Annotated in this window: 18 protein-coding genes; 6 read left to right on the top strand and 12 right to left on the bottom strand. The window is 69.3% G+C overall.

The window, feature by feature from the left end; all coding sequences use genetic code 11:
- Positions 1-25 precede the first annotated feature (25 nt).
- The gene (locus MHY30_RS10230) at positions 26-2,554 is read left to right on the top strand and encodes a helix-turn-helix transcriptional regulator (protein ID WP_239276816.1); all 2,529 of its coding nucleotides are present in this window, start codon (positions 26-28) and stop codon (positions 2,552-2,554) included.
- On the opposite strand, the gene MHY30_RS10225 is transcribed toward MHY30_RS10230, so the two are convergent.
- A complete protein-coding gene (locus MHY30_RS10225) occupies positions 2,502-3,887 on the bottom strand; it encodes a glycosyltransferase family 2 protein (protein WP_239276815.1) in 1,386 nt (461 codons plus the stop codon). The genes MHY30_RS10230 and MHY30_RS10225 overlap by 53 nt on opposite strands.
- A 292-nt stretch (positions 3,888-4,179) precedes the next feature.
- Here MHY30_RS10225 and MHY30_RS10220 point away from each other — a divergent pair, with 292 nt between their 5' ends.
- From MHY30_RS10220 to MHY30_RS10200, 5 genes are read left to right on the top strand one after another with little or no spacing between them, the layout of a single operon-like run.
- Positions 4,180-5,508, top strand: a complete 1,329-nt coding sequence (locus MHY30_RS10220) for a nucleotide sugar dehydrogenase (protein WP_239276814.1) — start codon at positions 4,180-4,182, stop codon at positions 5,506-5,508.
- Positions 5,505-6,569 (top strand): NAD(P)-dependent oxidoreductase, encoded by a 1,065-nt coding sequence (locus MHY30_RS10215; protein ID WP_239276813.1) that lies wholly within the window; start codon positions 5,505-5,507, stop codon positions 6,567-6,569. Before MHY30_RS10220 ends, MHY30_RS10215 begins: the two co-directional genes overlap by 4 nt.
- Complete coding sequence (glmS, locus tag MHY30_RS10210; protein ID WP_239276812.1) at positions 6,569-8,374, top strand: glutamine--fructose-6-phosphate transaminase (isomerizing); 1,806 nt, start codon at positions 6,569-6,571, stop codon at positions 8,372-8,374. The genes MHY30_RS10215 and glmS overlap by 1 nt, the downstream gene beginning before the upstream one ends.
- 41 nt (positions 8,375-8,415) lie before the next feature.
- On the top strand, positions 8,416-9,864 hold the full coding sequence (locus MHY30_RS10205) for a polysaccharide deacetylase family protein (RefSeq protein WP_239276811.1): 1,449 nt from the start codon (positions 8,416-8,418) through the stop codon (positions 9,862-9,864).
- Positions 9,861-10,601 (top strand): hypothetical protein, encoded by a 741-nt coding sequence (locus MHY30_RS10200; RefSeq protein ID WP_239276810.1) that lies wholly within the window; start codon positions 9,861-9,863, stop codon positions 10,599-10,601. Before MHY30_RS10205 ends, MHY30_RS10200 begins: the two co-directional genes overlap by 4 nt.
- 55 nt (positions 10,602-10,656) lie before the next feature.
- Here the strand turns inward: MHY30_RS10200 and MHY30_RS10195 are convergent, their stop codons facing one another.
- The 11 genes from MHY30_RS10195 to MHY30_RS10145 form a co-directional block, all read right to left on the bottom strand.
- Positions 10,657-11,010, bottom strand: coding sequence for an RNA polymerase-binding protein RbpA (locus MHY30_RS10195; RefSeq protein WP_063257886.1), 354 nt, complete (start codon positions 11,008-11,010; stop codon positions 10,657-10,659).
- Between the two features lies 1 nt (position 11,011).
- Positions 11,012-11,260: a preprotein translocase subunit SecG gene (secG, locus tag MHY30_RS10190; protein WP_239276809.1), complete on the bottom strand. Its 249-nt coding sequence runs from the start codon at positions 11,258-11,260 to the stop codon at positions 11,012-11,014.
- Between the two features lie 114 nt (positions 11,261-11,374).
- Positions 11,375-12,163, bottom strand: a complete 789-nt coding sequence (gene tpiA, locus MHY30_RS10185) for a triose-phosphate isomerase (protein WP_239276808.1) — start codon at positions 12,161-12,163, stop codon at positions 11,375-11,377.
- Positions 12,154-13,368, bottom strand: a complete 1,215-nt coding sequence (gene pgk / locus MHY30_RS10180) for a phosphoglycerate kinase (RefSeq protein WP_239276807.1) — start codon at positions 13,366-13,368, stop codon at positions 12,154-12,156. Before pgk ends, tpiA begins: the two co-directional genes overlap by 10 nt.
- Before the next feature lie 6 nt (positions 13,369-13,374).
- On the bottom strand, positions 13,375-14,385 hold the full coding sequence (gap, locus tag MHY30_RS10175) for a type I glyceraldehyde-3-phosphate dehydrogenase (RefSeq protein WP_239276806.1): 1,011 nt from the start codon (positions 14,383-14,385) through the stop codon (positions 13,375-13,377).
- Positions 14,386-14,489: 104 nt separating this feature from the next.
- Positions 14,490-15,116, bottom strand: a complete 627-nt coding sequence (locus tag MHY30_RS10170; protein ID WP_239276805.1) for a superoxide dismutase — start codon at positions 15,114-15,116, stop codon at positions 14,490-14,492.
- Positions 15,117-15,283: 167 nt separating this feature from the next.
- Complete coding sequence (whiA, locus tag MHY30_RS10165) at positions 15,284-16,261, bottom strand: DNA-binding protein WhiA (protein ID WP_239276804.1); 978 nt, start codon at positions 16,259-16,261, stop codon at positions 15,284-15,286.
- Positions 16,262-16,344: 83 nt separating this feature from the next.
- A complete protein-coding gene (rapZ, locus tag MHY30_RS10160) occupies positions 16,345-17,223 on the bottom strand; it encodes an RNase adapter RapZ (RefSeq protein WP_239276838.1) in 879 nt (292 codons plus the stop codon).
- Positions 17,224-17,252: 29 nt separating this feature from the next.
- Positions 17,253-19,196: an excinuclease ABC subunit UvrC gene (gene uvrC / locus MHY30_RS10155; RefSeq protein ID WP_239276803.1), complete on the bottom strand. Its 1,944-nt coding sequence runs from the start codon at positions 19,194-19,196 to the stop codon at positions 17,253-17,255.
- A 3-nt stretch (positions 19,197-19,199) separates the two neighbouring features.
- On the bottom strand, positions 19,200-22,139 hold the full coding sequence (gene uvrA / locus MHY30_RS10150; RefSeq protein ID WP_239276802.1) for an excinuclease ABC subunit UvrA: 2,940 nt from the start codon (positions 22,137-22,139) through the stop codon (positions 19,200-19,202).
- A gap of 97 nt (positions 22,140-22,236) precedes the next feature.
- Entirely contained in the window at positions 22,237-22,671 is a 435-nt protein-coding gene (locus tag MHY30_RS10145) for a MarR family transcriptional regulator (protein WP_239276801.1), read from the bottom strand.
- Positions 22,672-22,697: the final 26 nt, after the last annotated feature.

Here is a 22,697-nt window from a genome sequence, read left to right as displayed (position 1 = left end):
GGCCGACGCAGTTGGGAGCGTTCGGATGCCGTTCATCGGTCGTGAGCGAGAAGTGCACCTCGCCGACGCGATCATCGCGTCGCGCGTCGGGTCCGCCTGCCTATTGACGGGCGAAACGGGGATCGGGAAGTCCGCGCTCGCGCGCGAGATCGCCCGGAAGCACGACACGACCGTCCTCTCCGTCAGTCCGAGCGAACGCATGTGGCCGCTGTCGGGCCTGTCCGCCGTCGCGGCGGCGCTCGGCGGCCGTCGCGGTGCCGCGCTGGACAGCGTGCTCGCGCGCGGGCGTGATTGGCCCGAGCACATGCTCGCCGAGGAACTGAGCCGGACACTGCATCTCGTCACCGACGAACCGGGGGTCCTGGTGATCGACGATCTGGACGAGATGGACAGCTCGAGTCTGACGGTGCTGTCCTTCGTCTTCGGTCGGCTTCGGGGCACGGGCGTGAGTGTCGTCGCGACGGTGCGCACGATGGAGGGGCGGCACGACTTCGCCGGGATGACGCACACGCGCATCGAACGCCTCTCGTTCGACGAATCCGTGGAATTGGCCCGCGCCACCATCGGCCCGGGGACGGCATCCGCCGTGCTGCACATCGTCGCCGCGTTCACCGGGGGCGATCCGTGCGTTCTGTCCCACGTGCGCCTGACATCGGGCGAGGCCACTGGGGAGGACGCGCTTCCCCTCCCTCTGCGCGTCGTGGACGATCCCACCCGTCGACGCCCTCGGGTGGCCCGCCCCACCCGCGATCCGCGGTCGTCTGCGCTTCTGGATCTCCTGTCCGTGGGACCCATCTACGCGTACGACCGTCTCTCCACAGCGGCGGCCGAGATCGGCTTCGACATCGACGAGCTCATCGACGCCGGTGTCGTCTCGGCGCATGGCGAGTACGCCCGAATGACCGACCCGGCCCTGCGCCTCCGGCATCATGCCGCGCTGTCCCCCGAGGAACGTCGACGTCTGCACGCTCGCGCCGCGGACGATCACGAAGGCGACGCCCTGTCGGTTCGCAAGTGGCACGAGAGCTTTCTCTCCCCCTCGGGCGATCGGCGGCATCTGCTCGGCGCCGCAGTCCGGTTCGCTCGGGACGGCGAGATCCCCGTGGCGATCGAGTTCGCCGAGCGGGCACTTTCCGGTGAGCTCGAGGAGACGCCCCGGCAACGGGCACTGGTCGAGCTGGGGGATGCGCTGGTGTTGCAGAGCCACGACCTGCTCGGACAGCACTACCTGCGTCGTGCGGGAGGACGCCTCGACCCGGACGTGCGCGTGCGCGCGGCGACCGCGGCGATGCGAGCCGGCACCACGGTGGACCACGTCGTCGACGACGCGCTCGTGGCCTGCTCTTCCGCCGGTGACGACCCCGCCGCGATCGAGCGGCTGCTGTGTGAGAGCGCACGCCTGCACCTCTCGCTCGGCGAAGTCGCTCCCGCCGTGGAACGCATCGTCGCCGCCGTGGATCGGGGCGTCGCGGGTGCGGAGACGCGATTGCTGGTGGAGCTCCTGGACCTCGCCGGCATCCCGGTCCCGGTCCGCCACACCGGCCGGGACGTCGCCGCCCCGAGCGTTGATGTCGACACTCCGATCGAGCACGCGACACTCTCCATCGCTGCGCGCCTGCTGCGGGAAGAGTACCCGGCCGTCCGCCGCGAGCTCAGGGCCCTCCTCGTCCGGAATCCGCGCCCGGCCCCGATGTGGCGCGACCGGCTGCTTCGCTTGCTCGTCACCGCGGAGGTGCGCGCGGGCGACCCCGTCGGCGCTCGCGAGGCGGTCACGGCATGGCGCCAGGAATGGTTGCCCGGGCGGGAGCCGGATGCCACGACGACCCTGCTCCTCGCCCAGGCCGCGTCGATCGACCCGGCCGATCCCTTCGCCGCAGATCTGGTGCGGAGGGGGCGCGACCAGTGCCGCCGGGAGGGGACCCCCGCCCTCCTCGCGCATTTCGCCGCCATCGAGGGCGCGCTGGCGTTGACGGACGGCCGCTACGACGATGCGGTCACCGCGCTTCGGGCCGCGCGGGACGCCGCGCCGCGCGACGACCCGGCCGTGCTCCGGACGGACGCCGACCTCATCGAAGCCCTCTGGCTCAGCGGGCGTCGTGGGGACGCGCGCCGGGAGATGGAGCGTCTCGAGCACGCCGGCGCGCGGCGAGAGCGCCGGTGGACGACCCTCGCGATCGCCCGCAGCCGGGCGGTGTGCAGCTCCGACCGCGACGGGGACGCGGCGTTCCGTGACGCGGAGGCGGTGTATCGAACGGACGACGCACCGTATGAGCGGCTGCGCTTGCGGTCCTCGTGGGAGCGGTGTGTGCCGCGCGTCGAGGGGACCACGGTGCGCCCGGCCCCGCTTCGGTCGGACATCGGAACCGCCCTGTCGCGCGACGAGCAGGAGATCATCGCGCTCGTCGAGCGCGGGCTGCGCAACCGCGAGATCGCGGCGGCACTGTTCATCTCGCTGCGCTCGGTGGAGCTCCGTCTGACCCGGATCTATCGGGCCCTGGGGGTCAGTTCGCGTGCGCAGCTCGTGGCGTATCTGCACGGAGCCGCGACCGCGTGACCTGCGCGCCGGCGGAGATCTCCGCGACATCGTCCGTCCCCGCCCGAACGGAGACGGCGAGCCCCGGTTCCGACGGCCCGCGGGGACGGCGGTCAGGACTCTTCCACTTCCCATCCGACGGCCGCCCGAGGGCGGCCAGGAGCGCCCGTAGACACAGCATCGCATCCCAGAGCCGGAGGAGAGGGAACGCCAGCATGTACAGGCGCGGACGTCGACGGCCCACGGCGCACGCGAACGCCGTCATCGCGGTGTCGACGAGCAGGAGTCCGACGATGATCGGGAGGACCGGCACCGCGGCGGCGATGTCCGCCGACACCCGCGCCGCATCGGTAGGAAGGACGCCCGCGCCCACGGCAGCGATCGCCGCGAGCACGAGGACGGGGACGACGGCCGCCAGGACGACGCTGGCGATGACCGTCTCGGCGGCGAACAGACCAACCGATGTCCAGAACAGACCGCGGTGCACACCGTGCCGACGCACGGTCTGCCAGAAGCCGAGGCTCCATCGCCGCATCTGCGCGGAGTAGTCGCGAAGGACGGCGGGGTCCTGTGTCTCGGCCACCGCGTGCTCCGGGTGGAAGGCGACTCGTCCAAGGCGCTTCGCGTGCACCTCGAAGGTCATGTTGAAGTCCTCGATCGACAGTCCGGGTGCGTCGATGTCGATGCGGTCCAGGACATCGGTGCGGTACAGGCTCGCGAAGCCCGGAACGATCGCGACGGCGTCGGCGGCGGGCGCCGCCTGACCGAACTTGTGCAGATACTGCGTGCACAGGTACGTGCGTTCCCGATAGGACGTCAGAACGCGCCCCATCCCCGTCTTCGGGGCGTCGGGCGCGGTCGTGGCCCGACCGGCCACCGCGACCACGCCGGGATCGGTGAACAAGGGCAGCGCCGTCCGCAGGTAGTCGGCGCGCGGCCGCGAGTCGGCGTCGAGTAACAGCAGAAGAGGGAAGCGCTCGGGGATACGGAAGCGCTCGACGCCCGCGCGGATCGCTCCGGCCTTCCCCCGGTTGGGAGTGAGATCCCACGTCGTCGCGCCCGCGGCCCGCGACCGCTCGACCGTGGCGTCGTCCGAACCGTCCGACACCACGAACACGTTGCGAGCGGGAACGAGCCCGCGCGCGGCGGCCACCGCGTCGCCGATGACCGGCTCCTCGTTGTGTGCCGCGATGAGGACCGCCACTTCCTCGGGCCGGTAGAACATCGAGGGAACGAGGAGTCCGGGAACCCGTCGCCGCTCCGCCGCGAGACGCCACAGGCCCACGGTTCCCCACACCAGCGTCGAGACGCCGACCGTGCACACGGCGACGACGACGGCGACGACGACGGTCATGGCATCCTCCACTTACGGCTCACGCGTGGCTCGAAGCTACGCGAGCCACCCTCCGTACGGCACGCGCGGCGCCCGCATGCGGGCTTGCGGTTCCCCGCAATCCGGAGTGCGGTGCGCGGGTTCCCGCAGGATGGGTCCGACTTCCTTGACCCTGGCGCGCGGAGGGGAACAGTGTGGGCCGCGGATCAGCACCGATACCCGATCGGACTCTCCGCACCCGCAGCACCCGCCCTGTCCGGGGGAGGCGACGTTCTGCCGTCATGCCCTCGGACCCCGCAGTTGGAGGATGAAGATGTCCACACTCGATGTCCGCGCCGACGTGTTCACCGCGCCCGTCCTGCCGCCGACGTCTCCCCCGGTCTTCGACTTCGATGTCGCGATCGTCGGGCTCGGTTACGTCGGCCTCCCCACGGCGCTGGCGTATCGGGCGAATGGGTCGCGCGTCCTGGCATTGGACGCCTCTTCCCGACGTCTGCGCACGATCGCCGCCCGGGGCGCGGACCTCCTCGACTCCGATCGCGCACGGCTGGACGCCGCCCTGCGCGAGCCGGCGAGCTTCCGCCTCACCGGCGATGCGAGCGAACTGAGCCGGGCCGCGGCGATCGTCGTGTGCGTGCCCACCCCGGTCGATCATCAGCAGGTCCCCGATCTGGCCCCCCTGCGGGCCGCGTGCGCCACCGTCGTCGCCGCGGCCCGCCCCGGGCAGGTCATCATGCTGACCTCGACCACGTATGTCGGCTGCACCCACGACCTCGTCGAACAGCCGCTCCGCGAGCGGGGCTTCGAGATCGGAGGGGACGTGTTCGTCACCTTCAGCGCGGAACGCATCGACCCCGGAAACGCCGGATTCGCGCAAGAGGAGGTCCCGCGCGTGGTCGGCGGCGCGACGCCGCAGTGCCAGGAGGAGGGCGTGCGTCTCCTCTCGCGGTACGCCGCACGCGTGCACCGGGTGTCGAGTCTGGCCACGGCGGAGATGACGAAGCTCCTCGAGAACACCTTCCGCGCGGTCAACATCGCGCTGGCGAACGAGTTCGCCGACATCTGCGGGGCCCTCGACGTTCCCGTGACCGAGGTGATCGAGGCCGCGAGTACGAAACCGTACGGATTCATGGCGTTCTACCCCGGCCCGGGGGTGGGCGGCCACTGCATCCCCTGCGATCCGCACTATCTCCTTTGGCAGCTGAAGGCCCTGCACGTGGATGCCGGGGTCATCACCGAGGCGATGACGCGCATCGCCGCGCGCCCCCGCCGGGTCGTCGACCGTATCCGCGACCTCCTGGGACGCGCGGGGAAGGGAACGCTCGGCACCCGCATCCTCATCGTGGGCGTGACCTACAAGCCCGACGTCGCCGACCTCCGCGAATCGCCGGCCCTGGAGATCATCGACGCGCTGATCGACGCGGGCGCGGAGGTGCAGTACGTCGACACGCACGCCCCGCACATCCATCTCGATTCCGGCCGGGAACGCGACTCGCTCGCCGACCCCGCCGCGTTCCACCCCGACGTCGTGCTCGTGCACACGCGTCACCATGACTGCGACCTGAGCTGGCTCGACGGCGACGCCGTCGTCCTGGACGGCACCTACCGCAGCTCCGACATCGCCGGACGGGTACTGCTGTGAGCGGCGTTCCGGTCTACCCTGCATCCGACGGCAAGAGCATGCGGACCCTCGTCACCGGCGGCGCCGGATTCGTGGGCAGCCACCTCGTCGAACACCTGCTCGACCTCGGCGACGAGGTCGTCGTCCTCGACGACCTGTCGACGGGGTCGGCTCGGAACCTGGCGGGTGTCGCGGACAACCCACGCCTGGAGATGATCCACGGATCGATCCTGAACGCCAAGACGGTGGGCACCGCGATGGAGGGGTGCGAGCGCGTGTTCCATCTCGCCGCCGCGGTGGGGGTCAAGCTCATCGTCGAACAGCCGTTGCGCGGTCTGCGCATCAACATCCACGGCACGGAGAACGTGCTCACCGCGGCGATCGAAAACCAGGCGGCGGTGCTGCTGGTCAGCACGAGCGAGGTGTACGGCAAGAACACCGCCGACCGGTTGCGTGAGGATTCCGACCGAGTCCTCGGCGACCCCCTGCTGTCGCGGTGGACCTACGCCGGAGCGAAAGGCATCGACGAGGCGTTCGCGAAAGCCTACTGCGACCAGGAGGGGCTCGACGTCGCGATCGTCCGCCTGTTCAACACCGTCGGTCCGCGTCAGACGGGCCGCTACGGCATGGTCTTCCCGAACCTGGTAGGGCAAGCGCTGCGCGGCCGGCCGCTGACCGTATTCGGAGATGGACTGCAGACCCGCTGCTTCTCGGCCGTCGAGGACGTCGTGCCCGCGATGGTGCGCATTCAGGAAGACGCCCGCGCGCGGGGGGAAGCCTTCAACCTCGGTGGCGCGAGAGAGATCTCGATCCTCGACCTCGCGAACGAGATCATCCGCACGCTCGACAGCCGCAGCGAGATCGAGCTCGTCCCCTACGCGCAGGCCTACGCCCCGGGTTTCGAGGACATGCGCCGACGCGTCCCCGACAACACCAAGGCGTACGAGCTCGTCGGCTACGAACCCCAGACGCCGCTGACCACGACGATCCTGCGTGTCGCCGCCGATCTGCTGGCGCGGGAGCGTCTCGGTTCGGACGCGATGCCGCTCGCGGGCGCACGAGCCTTCCAGGGGGTGCTGTGATGTGCGGCATCACCGCCTTCCGAGGACCCGCCGCGGCCGGGCACGCGCGGACTGCCCTCGAGCGCCTCGAGTACCGCGGGTACGACTCGGCCGGGATCGCCGCCCGGCGCCCCGACGGCACCGCGTTGCACGCCCGGACCCTCGCGGGGGTGGCGGCGCTCGCGACCGCTCTCGACGAGGGCGCGACGGATGCCACGACCGCGGCGATCGGGCACACCCGGTGGGCCACGCACGGCGACGTGAGCGAACGCAACGCGCACCCGCTCGAGGACTGCGGGGGGCGGCTGTTCGTCGTGCACAACGGCATCATCGAAAACGCCGACGTCCTCCGTGCCCGCCTGATCGCGGCGGGCCACCGCATGGCGACCGACGTCGACACCGAGGTCATCGTGCATCTTCTCGAGGAAGAGGCGGCGCACGGACGAGGACTCGGCGACGCGCTCGCGGACGCGACCGCACAACTCGAGGGGTCCTGGGCGATCGTCGCGCTCGATACCCGGACGGGCGATCTCGCCGGCACGGCGCACGCGTCGCCGCTCGTCCTCGCGGAGGCCGCGGACGGGGTCTACTTCGCCAGCGACGTGGGCGCTGTCGCGCCGTTCGTCGGCACCTTCCGCGTCCTCGAAGACGACGACATCGTCGAGATCGGCGACGAGGGGACCCGCTGGCACCGTCCGGGAGGAAGCTGTCGACCGCGCGGACTGTGGCCGGTTCCCGAGACCGCTCTCCTGGCGAGCGTCGGCCGGCACCACGACCACATGGGCAACGAGATCGACGAGCAGCCCGCGGTGGCTCAGCGCGTGCTCGACATTCTCTCCCCCGGCATCGACGGGGGAACGCTGTGGCGTGGTCTGGGGCTGCCGCCGCTGGACCGGATCGATCGGATCGCGGTGCTCGGCTGCGGCACCTCCTTGCACGCGGGACGTGCCGTGGCGGGCGTGTTCGAGCGCCTGGGGCACATGCCGACCCGCGCCGTCACCGCGAGCGAGGCAGCCCACGAAGTGTGGGAGCCACGCACGCTCGTCGTCGCGCTGAGCCAGTCGGGAGAGACCGCCGACGTCTTGCGCGCGCTCGACACCGTCCCCGCGGACCGCGGTACGGTTCTCGCGCTCACCAACAATCCGTCGTCGTCGCTCGCACGCCGCGCGCATGCCGTCATCGATTGCCTCGCCGGTCCCGAGATCGGCGTCGCCGCGACGAAGACCTTCGTCGCGCAGATCGTCACGGGGGCCTGCGTGGCCCTGTCGGGGCTCGCGGTCTCGGCGCGCCGCGACGTCGCCGCTTTCGACGCCGATCTGCTGGCGCTCGGAGCGATCCCCGAGACGCTCTCGGCCGCCCTCGATGCATGGCACAACCGCGCCAAGCGACTCGCCGCCGACCTCGCCACGGCATCCGGTTTCCTGTTTCTGGGGCGCGGGTCGGGACTCGTGTACGCCGCCGAGGGCGCTCTCAAGCTCAAGGAACTGTCGTATCGGTGGGCCGAGCACCAGCCCGCGGGCGAACTGAAGCACGGACCGCTCGCGCTCGTGGATGCCGGGACGCCGGTGTTCGTCGTCGACGACGGCGACCCTCGACTCGACGTCGACATCGCCGAGGTGCGGGCACGCGGGGGTCGCGTGCTCCGGATCGGCGAGCGGACCCTCCGCGTGGGAGGGATGCCGTTGCATCTGCCACGCCGCGGTCCTTCCTGGGGCCCGTTGGAAACCGTGGTCCCGCTGCAGATGTTCGCTCGCGAGCTGGCCCTCCGGCTCCATCGCGATGTGGACAAGCCCCGCAACCTCGCCAAATCGGTGACCGTCTCCTGACCCCGGAAACGCGATACCCCCTTTCGAGAAAGGCACTCCGCATGCTTCGTCGATCTCCCTCGCCGCCGTGGCGACGACCGGCCGTGCTCGGCGCCCTCGCCGTCGTCGCCGCCGCCGCGGTCAGTCTCGGCGGTGTCGTCGCCGCCGTTCCCCCTCCGGCGCAGGCCGCCACCCGCACGGTGGTCAGCCTCACCTTCGACGACGGCAACGCCAACCAGATGAGCGTCCTCCCCGCGCTGAAGTCGAACGGCATGAAGGCCACCTTTTACATCCCCTCCGGTTTCGTCGGCGCGACCGGCCACATGACGCGCGCCAATCTCACGACGCTCGCGCGCGCGGGCCACGAGATCGGCGGCCACACCGTGAATCACCCCGATCTGGCGCAGGTGAGCGTTGATGAGGCCAAGAGGCAGATCTGCACGGATCGGAAGAACCTCGCGTCCTGGGGGTTCACCGTCCGCAGCTTCGCCTACCCATTCGCCTCCAGCACCCCCGAGGTCGAGAAGGCGGTGGCCGACTGCGGCTACAGCAGCGGACGGCTGCTCGGCGACATCCGCAGCCGGTTCGGATGCCCCGAATGCTCCTACGCGGAATCCACGCGTCCGGCCGCCCGGTTCGCGCTCCGCGCACTGGACCAGGTGGACGCGAGCTGGACCCTCGACGACCTCAAGCAGGGCGTCCTGAACGCCGAGAGCAACGGCGGCGGGTGGGTGCAGTACACGTTCCACGACGTGTGCGCCGATGCCTGCAGCGACCTCGCCGTCACCCCGACGGTGTTCTCCCAGTTCGTGACCTGGCTCAAGGCCCGTCAAGCCACGGGGACCGTGGTCCGCACGATCGGCGATGTCATCGGCGGCACGGCGAAACCCCTCGTCGATGGACCGGCGGTTCCCGCTCCCACCGGGGCCACGAACGGCATCGTGAACCCCAGCATGGAGGTCGGAGCCCCCGACTGCTGGATGCGCGGAGGGTGGGGAACCAACACTCCGGCGTTCGAGACGGGGTCGCCGGCACACACGGGCGTCATCTCGAGCGGCATCGCGATGACCGGCTACGTCGACGGGGACGCGAAGCTGCTGCCGCAGTTCGACCTCGGTCAGTGCTCGCCGACCGTGACGCCGGGGAAGACCTACACCCTCAGGGAGTGGTATCTCGCCAGCGGCGTGACGCAGTTCGCGGTGTACCTCCGGTCGACCTCGGGAGCCTGGTCGTACTGGACGTCGAGCCCGTGGTACGCCGCGGCCACGGAATGGACGGAGGCCGACTGGACGACACCGGTCATCCCCGAGGGCTACAACGGGATCAGCTTCGCCCTGACGATCTTCGGTAACGGGATATTGCGCACCGACGACCTCGCGCTGTACGACAGCTCCGGGGCGCCACCGCTCTCCCCCGACCTGAGCGTCACCCGGGTCGCCCCGGACGCGGCGGCGCCGCCGCAGGGACCGGTCGAGGTCTTCCGCCCGACCGAGAGCGACGTCACCGAATGACACGCCGGACGGCGGCGGGCGCCCTCGGGGTGCTCGTCGCCGTCGGTGCGGTCGCGTGCGCCCCCACGCCGATCGACCTCCCCGACACCGGATACCCCTGGCACAGGCGCATCGTCGCGACGACGTTCTGGGTCGGTGAAGTCTTCGACCCGGCAGCGCCCGACGGCAGTCAACGCGTGTCCGCCTACGATTCGATGTGGCTGGAGTCCTATGGCGGATGCGACGGCGTCGTCGTCGACGAAGAGTGCCGGACGGAGCCGCGCACCGCGGTCAATGGCTTCTTCCCGACCCGCATGACACCCCGGCAGAATCCGTTCTACCTCGACCTGCCCTACGACGACGTCAACGACGACAAGGGTTTCGCCCATCGGGGCGACGTCATCCCCTGGGCCGACGAGCCCGGCTACATCGACGACGTCGACGACCGCTCCGTCAGCCTGATGAAGAACCGCTGGGTGATCCTGCACCGCGAGGGTCGCGTGTGTTTCGGTCAGATCCAGGATGCCGGCCCGGGCGAGTACCGCGACGCCGCCTACGTCTTCGGCGACGACGACCGCCGCCCCGACAACACGCGGTACAACGGGGCGGGCCTAGACGTTTCCCCCGCCCTGAACGGCTGCCTCGGGTTCACCGACCTCGACGGTCAGGACGATCGCGTCGACTGGGCCTTCATCGATGACGAGGACGTCCCCGACGGTCCGTGGAAGAGGATCGTCACCGACAGTCCCGTGCAGTGACCGAGAGCGCGGAAGGGCCGGATGCCATGGCATCCGGCCCTTCCGTTCGGTTCTGCTACTGACCCCGACGCTCGCGCAGCTGCTGCAGCGCGTCATCGAGGAGCGAGGCGGCTTCCTCGTCGGTTCGCCGCTCTTTCACATAGGCGAGGTGCGTCTTGTACGGCTCGGTCTTGGCCAGCGCCGGCGGGTTGTTCTTGTCGCGGCCCGCGGGAAGACCCGAGTGCGGCGAGTCGATCGTCTCGGGGATCTCGTCGTCGGGGATGCCGGCCGCGAAGTAGCGGACGGTTTCGTTCCCGAGAGCGTCCCAGTACGACACCGCGACGCGATCGGCGTGGAAGCCGTGGTCCTGTTCTCCCATCGGGCCCGCGCCGACGCGCGTGCCGCGGATGGCGTTGCCGCCAGTGGCCATGTCAGAGCTCCGCGAACTTGGTGAGGAGACCGAGCCCGACGATGGTGACGAACCACACCAGCGCCAGCACGATCGTGAATCGGTTGAGGTTGCGTTCGGCCAGGCCCGACGAGCCGAGTGCCGAGCTCATGCCACCGCCGAACATGTCGGAGAGGCCGCCACCGCGTCCTTTGTGGAGCAGGATGAGCAGGGTCAGCAGGAGGCTGGTCACGCCCAGGAAAACCTGCAGGACGAACTCGAGAATCTGCACTGTCGAAAGCCTTTCGCGAGCGGACGGGACGACCGCACAAGCGTCAAGTGTATACGGGGAGCCGTGCCGGACACACGAATGCCCGCGGCGCGCGGCCGCGGGCATTCGGTTCGGTCAGACGCCGACGTGCTTCTGGTAGCGGATGATCGCCGCGAACTCGTCCACGACGAGGCTCGCGCCACCCACGAGCGCACCATCCACGTCGGGCTCACGCATGAACCCGGCGATGTTGCCCGACTTCACCGATCCGCCGTAGAGGATGCGCGTGCGCGCCGCCGCGTCGGCGCCGAGCTTGTCGGCGACGACGGCACGGAGCTTCGCGCACACCTCTTGCGCCTGATCGGGAGTCGCGGCCTGTCCGGAGCCGATGGCCCAGACCGGCTCGTACGCCACGACGATGTCGGCATCGGATGCCACGCCCTCCAGGGCGACCTCGAGCTGCCCCACGGGGACCGCGCTGGCTCCGAACTTCTCGAGGTCCTCCGAGGTCTCGCCGACGCAGATCACGGGGACGAGACCGTGACGGAGAGCCGCCTGCGTCTTCGCCGCCACGACCTCGTCGCTCTCGTGGTGGAACTGACGGCGCTCGGAGTGTCCGATGATGACGTAGCGCGCGTCGAGCTTGGCGAGGAACTGGCCGGAGATCTCGCCCGTGTACGGACCGGAGTCGTGAGCCGAGAGGTCCTGACCACCGAGGGCGAAGTCGATCTTGTCCGCGTCGAGCAGCGTCTGCACGGTGCGCAGGTCGGTGAAAGGCGGGAAGACCGCGACCTCGACGGACTCGCTCTCGTGCTTCGCCTCCTTCAGCGTCCAGTGCAGCTTCTGGACGAACGCGACCGCCTGCAGGTGGTCGAGGTTCATCTTCCAGTTGCCGGCGATGAGGGGGGTTCTGTTCACTGCCATCCGAGGACCTCCAGTCCGGGGAGCTTCTTGCCTTCCAGGAACTCCAGGCTGGCACCGCCGCCGGTGGAGATGTGACCGAACGCCTCGTCCGCGAAGCCGAGCTGGCGCACGGCGGCCGCGGAGTCCCCGCCGCCGACGACGCTCAGGCCGTCGACCTCGGTCAGAGCCTGGGCGACGGTCTTCGTGCCCGCGGCGAAGGCGGCCATCTCGAACACGCCCATCGGGCCGTTCCAGAACACGGTGCGGGAGTCGCGAATCGCCTCGGCGAACAGGTCCGCCGTGCGCGGACCGATGTCCAGACCCAGCCCGGACGCACCGAAGGGTGTGTCCTCCAGCCCGACGGCATCCGCCACGACGTGCTCGGCATCGGCCGAGAACGACGCCGCGACGACGGCATCCACGGGCAGGACGATCTCGACGCCGCGCTCCTTCGCCGAGGCGAGGTAGCCCTTCACGGTGTCGATCTGATCCTGTTCGAGCAGGCTCGATCCGACCTTGTTGCCCTCGGCGGCGAGGAAGGTGAACATCATGCCGCCACCGACGAGGAGCTTGTCCACGCGCGGCAAGAGGTGCTCGATGACGCCCAGCTTGTCGCTGACCTTGGATCCCCCGAGCACGACCGTGTAGGGGCGCTCCGGGTTCTCGGTCAGGCGGTCGAGGACCTCGAGCTCCTTCTGGATGAGGAGCCCGGCGGCCGACGGCACGATCTGCGCGAGATCGTAGACGCTCGCCTGCTTGCGGTGGACGACGCCGAAACCGTCCGACACGAGCGCGTCGCCCAGCTCGGCGAGCTGACGGGCGAACGCCTGCCGCTCGGTCTCGTCCTTCGAGGTCTCCCCGGCGTTGAACCGCAGGTTCTCGATGACAGCGACCTCGCCGTTCTCGAGCGACGCGACGGCCTCGCGCGCGGACTCGCCCACGGTGTCGCGAGCGAACGCGACCGGCTGCCCGAGCAGCTCGGACAGGCGCTGCGCGACCGGCTCGAGAGAGTACTTCGGGTCGGGCGACCCGTCGGGGCGCCCGAGGTGCGAGCAGACGACGACGCGCGCGCCGGCGTTGATCAGGGCGTTGAGAGTCGGCAACGACGCGCGCACGCGGCCATCGTCCGTGATGACGCCGTCCTTCAGGGGGACGTTCAGGTCACAACGGACGATGACGCGCGTGCCGGCGAGCGACCCCAGCGATTCGAGGGTGCGCAGAGCCATGAGCGATCAGAGACGCTCGGCGACGTACTCGGTCAGGTCGACGAGGCGGTTGGAGTAGCCCCACTCGTTGTCGTACCACGCCGAGACCTTCACCAGGTTGCCGGAGACGTTGGTCAGCTCGGCGTCGAAGATCGAGGAGTGCGGGTTGCCCTGGATGTCGCTCGAGACGATCGGGTCCTCGGTGTACTGCAGGATGCCGTTGAGGCGCCCCTCGGCGGCGGCCTTCTTGTACGCCTCGTTGATCTGGTCGGCGGTCAGGCCCTCGGTGGGCGTGACGATCGTGAGGTCGACGATCGAGCCGGTGGGAACCGGAACGCGGTACGACGAACCACTGAGCTTGCCGTTGAGCTCGGGCAGGACCAGGCCGATGGCCTTCGCGGCACCGGTGGAGGCGGGGACGATGTTGATCGCCGCACCGCGTGCGCGGCGGAGGTCGCCGTGGGGGCCGTCCTGGAGGTTCTGGTCGGCGGTGTACGCGTGAGCGGTCATCATGAAGCCGCGCTCGATGCCGAAGGCGTCGTTGAACACCTTCGCCAGCGGGGCCAGGCAGTTCGTGGTGCACGACGCGTTCGAGATGATGACGTCGGTCTCGGGGTTGTACGTCTCTTCGTTCACGCCCATGACGATCGTGGCGTCGTCGCCCGTGGCGGGAGCCGAGATGAGGACCTTCTTGGCGCCGCCGGCGACGTGCTTCTTGGCGTCCTCGGCCTTGGTGAAGCGACCGGTCGACTCGATGACGATGTCGACGCCGAGCTCGCCCCACGGGAGGTTCGCGGGGTCGCGCTCTTCGAAGACCTTGATGGTCTTGTCGCCGACGGTGATGGAGTCTTCGGTGTACGAGACCTCCTCGGCGAGCACACCCCCGACGGAGTCGTACTTGAGGAGGTGGGCCAGGGTCTTGTTGTCGGTGAGGTCGTTCACCGCCACGATTTCGAGGTCTGCACCCTGCGCGAGAGCCGCGCGGAGGTAGTTGCGTCCGATTCGGCCGAAGCCGTTGATTCCGATCTTGACGGTCACGGAATATCTCCTGAATCAGTTGTGCGCGAGAAGCGCGTGATTGCGGTGTTCGCTGGCGGACAACGGCGTCCCGGCGGGGTGTCCCGCCGGGACGCCCACACCGTTTACGACAGTACCAGCAGACCCGCAGTCTTCTCACGGGCGGCCGCGAAGCGCTCCTGCGCATCGGCCCAGTTGGCGATGTTCCAGAACGCCTTGACGTAGTCGGCGCGCACGTTCTTGTAGTCGAGGTAGTAGGCGTGCTCCCAGACGTCGAGGAGAAGCAGCGGCACGGTGCCCGCGACGATCTGCCCCTGCTGGTCGAAGAACTGCTGGATGACGAGGTTCTGGCCGATCGAGTCCCAGAACAGGCCGGCCCAGCCCGAGCCCTGCACGCCGAGGGCGGCGGCGGTGAACTGGCCGCGGAACGCATCGAACGAACCGAACTGGTCGTCGATCGCCGCCTCGAGGTCGCCGGTGGGCTTGTCGCCACCGTTGGGCGACAGGTTCGTCCAGAAGATGGAGTGGTTCGTGTGGCCGCCGAGGTTGAACGCGAGGTCCTTCTGCAGACGGTTGATGTTCGCGAAATCGCCCTTCTCGCGCGCTTCGGCGAGGAGGTCGAGCGTGGTGTTCGCGCCGTTGACGTACGTCTGGTGGTGCTTGCTGTGGTGCAGCTCCATGATGGTCGCGCTGATGTGGGGCTCCAGCGCGGAGTAGTCGTAGGGCAGTTCGGGCAGCGTGTACTTCGCCATGTTCTCTACTTCCGAATCGGCGCCGCACCGAGACCTCGGCGCAGCGAGGGTGACGTCTTCATCCTAGTGAGAGGCAACGCACCGACCACGGGGTTGCTTCCCCGGATGACGCGCAGTAACGGAAGAACGGATGCCGGGTGTCGGCATCCGTTCGTCATCGTGGGCGATCAGTCCTCGGCGCCCACCGGGACGGCGGACTCGGTTCCGGGGATGCCTTCGGCCTCGGCCTTCTTGTCCGCCATCGCCAGGAGACGACGGATGCGCCCGGCGACAGCGTCCTTCGTCAGCGGCGGGTCGGCGTGGTGGCCGAGCTCGTCGAGGCTCGCATCGCGGTGGGCCAGACGAAGCTCGCCGGCCTGCTGCAGATGGGCGGGAACCTCGTCGCCCAGGATCTCCAGCGCTCGCTCGACGCGGGCGCACGCGGCCACGGCCGCCTGCGCGGACCGGCGCAGGTTCGCGTCGTCGAAATTGACGAGCCTGTTCACGCCCGCGCGGACCTCGCGCCGCTGGCGCATCTGGTCCCACTCCCCCGCCGTGCGTCGGGCCCCCATCTCGAACAGGGCCCCGCGGATCGCCTCACCGTCGCGCACCACGACGCGCGGAACACCGCGCACCTCGCGAGCCTTGGCCGGGATGCCGATGCGGTGCCCCGCGCCCACGAGCGCCATGGCGGCCTCGGACGACGGGCAGGAGATCTCCAGAGCGGCCGAGCGGCCCGGGTCGCTCAGCGAACCGCTGGCGAGGAACGCGCCGCGCCAGATCGCGCTGAGATCGGGACGCGAACCCGTGGTGAGCTTGTTCGGCAGGCCGCGCACGGGACGCCGGCGCTGATCGAGGAGCCCGGTCTGCCGCGCGAGCGTTTCGCCGGCCTCGATGACGCGCACGGCGAAGTGGCCGCCGGTGCGTCCGCCGGAGCCCTGCACGTGATGCAGTTCGGGGCGCACGCCGTAGAGCTCCATCAGGTCGCGAGCGACCCGCCGCGCGAGGATGTCGGAGTCCAGCTCCGCCTCGACCGCGACGCGGTTCGCGATCGAGTGCAGACCGCCGGAGAAGCGCAGGATCGCCGTGAGCTCGGCGACGCGCGCCGTCGGACGCGGGTCGCGTACGGTGATCAGCTCGGCCTTCACGTCGGCGGTCAGCGGCACGGTTCTCCTCGGTTCAGGACGGTGGGGCAACGCCGGCGTCAGCGCGGGTGGGGCTGTCGCGGCGGCGGGGACGAGGGTACAGCCTACTCGCGGCCGAGGTCACGGTGAGTCACCCGGACGGCGACCCCCGGCTCGTTCGAGAGGCGAGCGGCCAGTTCGCGCGCCATGACCACGGAGCGGTGCTTGCCCCCGGTGCACCCGATCGCGACCACGGAATGGCGCTTGTTCTCGCGCTCGTAACCGGCCAGAACGGGCCTCAGGGCCGCCGCATAGGAGTCGAGGAAGTCCTGCGCACCCTCTTGCCCCAATACGAACTCGCGCACGGCGGGGTCTTCCCCCGTGAGAGGGCGCAGGTCTTCGTTCCAGAACGGATTCGGCAGGAACCGCATGTCGGCGACGAGATCCACGTCGGTGGGCAGTCCGTACTTGAAGCCGAAGCTCATCAGGGTCAGCGTGTGCCGCGCGGCGCCCTCCTCGCCGAAGAGCTGGACGGTCCGCAGCGACAGCTGGTGCACGTTGTAGGTCGAGGTGTCGATCACGACGTCGGCTGCCTCGCGCACGGGGGTGAGACGCTCACGCTCGCGCCGGATGCCATCGAGGATCGTGCCGTCACCCTGCAGCGGATGCGGACGCCGCACGGCTTCGAATCGACGCACGAGCACCGCATCGGAGGCATCCAGGAACACCACCCGCACCTGGCGCGCGGCCTGCAGGGCCCGCATTGCCTCGGGCAGGTCGCCGAAGAGTGAGCGTCCGCGCACGTCGACGACGACGGCCACGCGCGGAACGGCCCCGCCCGCACGCTCGGTGAGCTCGAGCAGGGGCCGCAGCATGCGCGGCGGGAGATTGTCGACGACGTACCAGTCCAGGTCTTCCAGGGCGTTGGCGACCGTCGATCGACCGGCGCCCGACATCCCCGTGACGATCAGCACCTCGCCGGGCATGTCCCGTTCCGCCTGCATGACCATCGCCCTTCCGTCGGGTTCCCAGCCTAGCGAGACAACCGGGCGTGGATCGCCTCCGCCAGGGTCGGACCGATGCCGGGAAGCGCGGTGATCTCCTCGGGCGTGGCGTTCTTCAACGCCGTCACCGAACCGAAGTGGCGCAGCAGTGCCTTGATGCGCGCTTCTCCGAGACCCGGCACCTCGGTCAGCACGCTGGAGATGTCGCGCTTGCGGCGCTTGCGCTGGTGCGTGATCGCGAAGCGATGCGCCTCGTCGCGCAGTCGCTGCAGCAGATACAGCGCCTCCGACGTCCGCGGAAGGATCACCGGGTAATCCTCGCCCGGCAGCCAGACCTCCTCGAGGCGCTTGGCGATGCCGCACAGCCCGATCTCCTCGTGGCCGGCGTCGGCGAGAGCGCGGGCGGCCGCCGCCACCTGCGGCTGACCGCCGTCGACGACGAGGAGCTGCGGTCGGTAGGCGAACCGCGGCCGTTTGCGGGTGGTCACGACCTCCCCCTCGGCCGTGGCCTCGGGGCTTTCGGCATCCGCGACGATCGCTCCGCCCACCGTCTCGCGCTCATCGTCGTCGGGCCGGTCGAGGTAGGCCAGCCGCCGGGTCAGCACCTGATACAGAGAGTCGGTGTCGTCGGTGGTCTCGGCGACTCCGAAGGAGCGGTACTGGTCTTTGCGCGGCAACCCGTCCTCGAACACGACCATGGATGCCACGACGTTGGTGCCGGCGAGATGGGAGACGTCGTAGCACTCGATGCGCAGCGGCGCTTCGGCGAGTCCCAGTGCTTCCTGCAGATCGGTGAGCGCTTGCGAGCGTGCGACGTAGTCGCTCGTGCGCCGGGTCTTGTGCAGCATGAGCGCCTGTTGGGCGTTGAGCGTCGCGGTCTTGAGCAGATCGGACTTCGGACCCCGCTGGGCCACCTGCAGAGAGACGGGTCGCCCACGCCGCTCACGCAACCAGGCCTCGAGCTGCTCGGCGTCGTCGGGAAGCTCGGGCACCAGCACCTGACGCGGGATGTCAGCGGCCGCCGCGTCGCCGTAGGTGCGCTGCAGCACCTGATCGACGAGCTCGGCACCGGAGATGTCGATCTCTTTCTCGATCGTCGTCGCGCGCACGCCCCGGACACGCCCGCCGCGGACGACGAAGTGCTGCACCGTCGCGGCCAGTTCGTCCTCGGCGATACCGAAGAGGTCGGCATCCGTGTCGGCGGGCAGCACCAGCGCGCTCTTGCCGAGGACGGCGTCGATGGCCTGCAGCTTGTCGCGGTAGCGCGCCGCGGCCTCGTAGTCCATCGCGGCGGAGGCCTCCATCATGCGCGCCGTCAGCGCCTTGGTGAAGCGCTGGTCACCGCCGGACATGAAAGCGACGAAGTCGTCGACCATCGCGCGATGCTCCGCGATCGTAACCTTCATCGAGCACGGCCCGCCGCATCGCCCGATCTGGCCGGGGAAGCACGGGCGCCCCGATTGCATCGCCTTTTTGTAGGAGGCGTCGCTACAGGTGCGGATCGGGAAGACCTTGATCATCAGGTCGATCGTGTCGTGAACGGCCCACACCTTCGGGTACGGACCGAAGTACTTCGCGCCCCGGATCTTCGGGTTCCTCGTGACGATCACGCGCGGGGCCTCGTCGGCGAGGGTGATCGCCATGAAGGGGTACGACTTGTCGTCGCGATAGCGCACGTTGAACGGCGGATCGAACTCCTTGATCCACATGTACTCCAGCTGGAGCGAGTCGACGTCGCTGGGGACGACCGTCCACTCGACCGACGCAGCCGTGGTCACCATCCGCCGTGTGCGTTCGTGCAGCGAGTACAGCGGAGCGAAGTAGTTCGACAGACGCGCCCGGAGGTTCTTCGCCTTGCCGACGTACAGCACGCGCCCCTCGGCGTCGCGGAACCGGTACACCCCCGGGTTGGTGGGGATTTCGCCCGGCTTCGGACGATAGGGCAGGTGCGACACCCGTTCTCGGGATGCCACGACTCAGACTCCCGCGGGGGCCAGTTCCGGCTCGCGCTCGGCGGTGTTGCGCTGCGCACCGGTGCGACCGGTCTCGAGGAGCTCGGCGAGGAACGCCCCCGTGTGACTCTCGCTCACCATCGCGACCTGCTCGGGTGTCCCCGTCGCCACGATCGTTCCCCCACCGGCACCGCCCTCGGGACCGAGGTCGATGACCCAGTCGGAGCTCTTGATGACATCGAGGTTGTGCTCGATGACGATCACGGTGTTGCCCTTGTCGACGAGGCCGTTGAGCACCTTCAGCAGCAGCGACACGTCTTCGAAGTGCAGACCCGTCGTGGGCTCGTCGAGCACGTAGATCGACCGCCCGTTGCTGCGCCGCTGGAGCTCGGTCGCGAGCTTGACGCGCTGCGCCTCGCCCCCGGAGAGGGTGGTGGCGGACTGCCCGAGCCGGACATAGCCGAGGCCCACGTCGACGAGGGTCTTGAGGTAGCGGTGGATCGCCTGGATCGGCTCGAAGAACTCCGCGGCCTCCGAGATCGGCATCTCGAGCACCTCGGCGATGTTCTTGCCCTTGTAGTGCACGGCCAGGGTGTCGCGGTTGTAGCGCTTGCCGTGACACACCTCGCAGTCGACGTACACGTCGGGCAGGAAGTTCATCTCGATCTTGAGCGTGCCGTCGCCCGAGCACGCCTCGCAGCGCCCGCCCTTGACGTTGAAGCTGAAGCGACCGGCCTGGTAGCCGCGCACCTTGGCCTCGGGGGTCTCGCTGAACAGCGTCCGGATTCGGTCGAACACCCCGGTGTAGGTCGCCGGGTTGGAGCGCGGCGTGCGCCCGATGGGCGCCTGATCGACGTGCACGACCTTGTCGAGATTGTCGAGACCCGTGACCCGGGTGTGCTTGCCCGGCACGCGCCGGGCACCGTTGAGCTTGGAGGCGAGCACTTCATACAGGATGCCGTTGACCAGCGTCGACTTCCCCGATCCGCTGACCCCGGTCACCGACGTCAGCACTCCGAGCGGGAAATCGACCGTCACGTTCTGGAGGTTGTTCTCGCGGGCGCCGACGACCGTGATCTGGCGCTTCTTGTCGACCTTGCGGCGCGTCGCCGGCGCCTCGATTGATCGGCGCCCCGAGAGATAGGCGCCCGTCAGGGAGCGAGAGTCGTCGAGCAGTTGCGCGAGGGGGCCGGAATGCACGACGTTGCCGCCGTCGACACCGGCGCGAGGACCGATGTCGACGATCCAATCGGCCGCGTGGATGGTCTCTTCGTCGTGTTCGACGACGATGAGCGTGTTCCCGAGGTCGCGCAGGGTCTCGAGCGTCTGGATCAGGCGACGGTTGTCGCGCTGGTGCAGGCCGATCGACGGTTCGTCCAGCACGTACAGCACGCCCGTCAGACCCGATCCGATCTGGGTGGCGAGACGGATACGCTGCGCTTCACCGCCGGAGAGCGTGCCGGCGGCGCGCCCGAGGCTGAGGTAGTTCAGTCCGACTTGCAGCAGGAAGTCCAAACGCGCGCGGATCTCGCGCAGGACCGCGGCCGCGATGGTGGCCTCGCGGTCGGTCAAGGTCAGCTTCGAGAAGAACTCGCGCGCGTCGGCGAGACTCATTCGCGACGCCGCCGCGATGGACGTTCCGTCGACGAGCACCGCGAGGACCTCGGGCTTGAGGCGGTCGCCGTCGCACACCGCGCACGGCACCTCGCGCAGGTACTCCGACCAGCGCTGGCGTTGCGTGTCGGACTCGGCCTGCAGGTACTGACGCTCGATGTACGGCACGACGCCCTCGAAGCCGGACGAGTACCGCATCTCGCGCCCGTAGCGGTTCTTCCACTTGACGGTGACTTTGTAGTTCTCTCCGCGCAGCACGGCGTTCTGCACGTCCTTCGACAGCTTCTTCCACGGAGTGTCAAGGGAGAAGTCGAGATCGCGAGCGAGCCCTTCGAGCAGACGCTCGTAGTACTGGAAGAGTCCCTTGCCCTGCGTCGTCCACGGCAGGATCGCCCCGTCTCGGATCGACAGGTCTTCGTCTCCGAGCATCAGGTCGACGTCGACCGACATGCGGGTGCCGAGACCCGAGCACACGGGGCAGGCCCCGAACGGCGCATTGAACGAGAACGTCCGCGGCTCGATCTCGGTGAGCTGCAGTGGGTGACCGTTCGGGCAGGCCAGCTTCTCAGAGAACGACTGCCACGCGGCATCCCCCTCCTCGTCGACGAAGTTGACCTGCATGATGCCGCCCGCAAGTCCGAGGGCGGTCTCGACCGAGTCGGTCACACGGCTCAGAATGTCGCTGGATGCCACCAGTCGGTCGACCACGACGGCGATGTCGTGCTTGTAGCTCTTCTTCAGCGTGGGCGGCTCCGCGAGCTGGATCAGCTCGCCGTCCACGACCGCGCGCGCGTATCCCTTGGCGCTCAGCTCCTTGAAGAGGTCGACGAACTCCCCCTTCTTCTGCGTGACGACGGGGGCGACGATCTGATACCGCGTGCGGTCGGGCAGCTCCATCAGCTGGTCGGCGATCTGCTGGACCGTTTGCCGCTGGATGCGCGCCCCACAGTCGGGGCAGTGCGGCACACCGATACGCGCCCACAGCAGACGCATGTAGTCGTGGATCTCGGTGATCGTGCCGACGGTCGAGCGCGGGTTGCGGTTGGTCGACTTCTGGTCGATCGATACCGCGGGACTCAGTCCCTCGATGAAGTCGACGTCGGGCCGGTCGACCTGCCCGAGGAACTGGCGCGCGTAGGCGCTCAGCGACTCGACGTACCGGCGCTGACCTTCGGCGAAGATCGTGTCGAACGCCAGGCTCGACTTCCCCGACCCCGAGAGGCCGGTGAACACCACGAGCGAGTCACGCGGAATGTCGAGGTCGACGTTCTTCAGATTGTGAACGCGGGCACCGCGAACACTGAGCTTTCCGCTGGTGTTTCCGGGGGACGAGACAGGAACGATGGGCACCCGACAAGTCTAGGTTCCCCCTCCGACATCGGTCCCGGGTTCGCCCCGGGCGCACACGGACGCCCGCGGCGACGCTGCCGCCGCGACCGGAAGCGTCTCACGGCGCGGGGTCGATCCCCTTCGCGAAGGGGGCGAGCCCGTCGCGCAACGCCTCGAGCGCGCGCTCGTCGACCCCGACGCGGGCCATGATCTGGGCGGGCACCGCGAGCGCGCGATCGCGCAGAGCACGACCCTCGTCGGTGAGGTCGATGTCGAGGACCCGCTCATCGTCGACCCGGCGCGCGCGGCGCACACGTCCTTGCGCCTCGAGCCTCTTCACGAGGGGGGAGAGCGTCGCCGGCTCCATCGCCAGTTCGACGGCGAGAGCCCCCAACGACCGGGGAGCGCGCTCCCACAGGGCGAGCATGACCAGGTACTGCGGGTGCGTCAGCCCGAGCGGTTCGAGCACCGGCCGGTAGACCGACACGATGTTGCGGGCCGCCGTGACCAGCGCGAAGCAGACTTGGTTTTCCAATCGCAGCGGATCATCCACGCGTGGACCCCTCAATCGTTAGTACA

Origin of the sequence: Microbacterium sp. ACRRU, assembly GCF_022346945.1 — a bacterium.
GTDB classification, from domain to species: domain Bacteria; phylum Actinomycetota; class Actinomycetes; order Actinomycetales; family Microbacteriaceae; genus Microbacterium; species Microbacterium mcarthurae.
Note: the sequence above shows the minus strand (reverse complement) of the source record. Positions and strands in the feature narration are given on the sequence as shown.

Coding starts and splice junctions, on each gene's coding strand:
- tpiA (WP_239276808.1), bottom strand. CDS start 12,163: ATGGCAGTGAACAGAACCCCCCTCATCGCCGGCAACTGGAAGATGAAC.
- MHY30_RS10195 (WP_063257886.1), bottom strand. CDS start 11,010: ATGGCCACTGGCGGCAACGCCATCCGCGGCACGCGCGTCGGCGCGGGC.
- rapZ (WP_239276838.1), bottom strand. CDS start 17,223: ATGCAGGCGGAACGGGACATGCCCGGCGAGGTGCTGATCGTCACGGGG.
- glmS (WP_239276812.1), top strand. CDS start 6,569: ATGTGCGGCATCACCGCCTTCCGAGGACCCGCCGCGGCCGGGCACGCG.
- MHY30_RS10200 (WP_239276810.1), top strand. CDS start 9,861: ATGACACGCCGGACGGCGGCGGGCGCCCTCGGGGTGCTCGTCGCCGTC.
- MHY30_RS10230 (WP_239276816.1), top strand. CDS start 26: ATGCCGTTCATCGGTCGTGAGCGAGAAGTGCACCTCGCCGACGCGATC.
- pgk (WP_239276807.1), bottom strand. CDS start 13,368: ATGGCTCTGCGCACCCTCGAATCGCTGGGGTCGCTCGCCGGCACGCGC.
- MHY30_RS10170 (WP_239276805.1), bottom strand. CDS start 15,116: ATGGCGAAGTACACGCTGCCCGAACTGCCCTACGACTACTCCGCGCTG.
- MHY30_RS10220 (WP_239276814.1), top strand. CDS start 4,180: ATGTCCACACTCGATGTCCGCGCCGACGTGTTCACCGCGCCCGTCCTG.
- MHY30_RS10205 (WP_239276811.1), top strand. CDS start 8,416: ATGCTTCGTCGATCTCCCTCGCCGCCGTGGCGACGACCGGCCGTGCTC.
- MHY30_RS10225 (WP_239276815.1), bottom strand. CDS start 3,887: ATGACCGTCGTCGTCGCCGTCGTCGTCGCCGTGTGCACGGTCGGCGTC.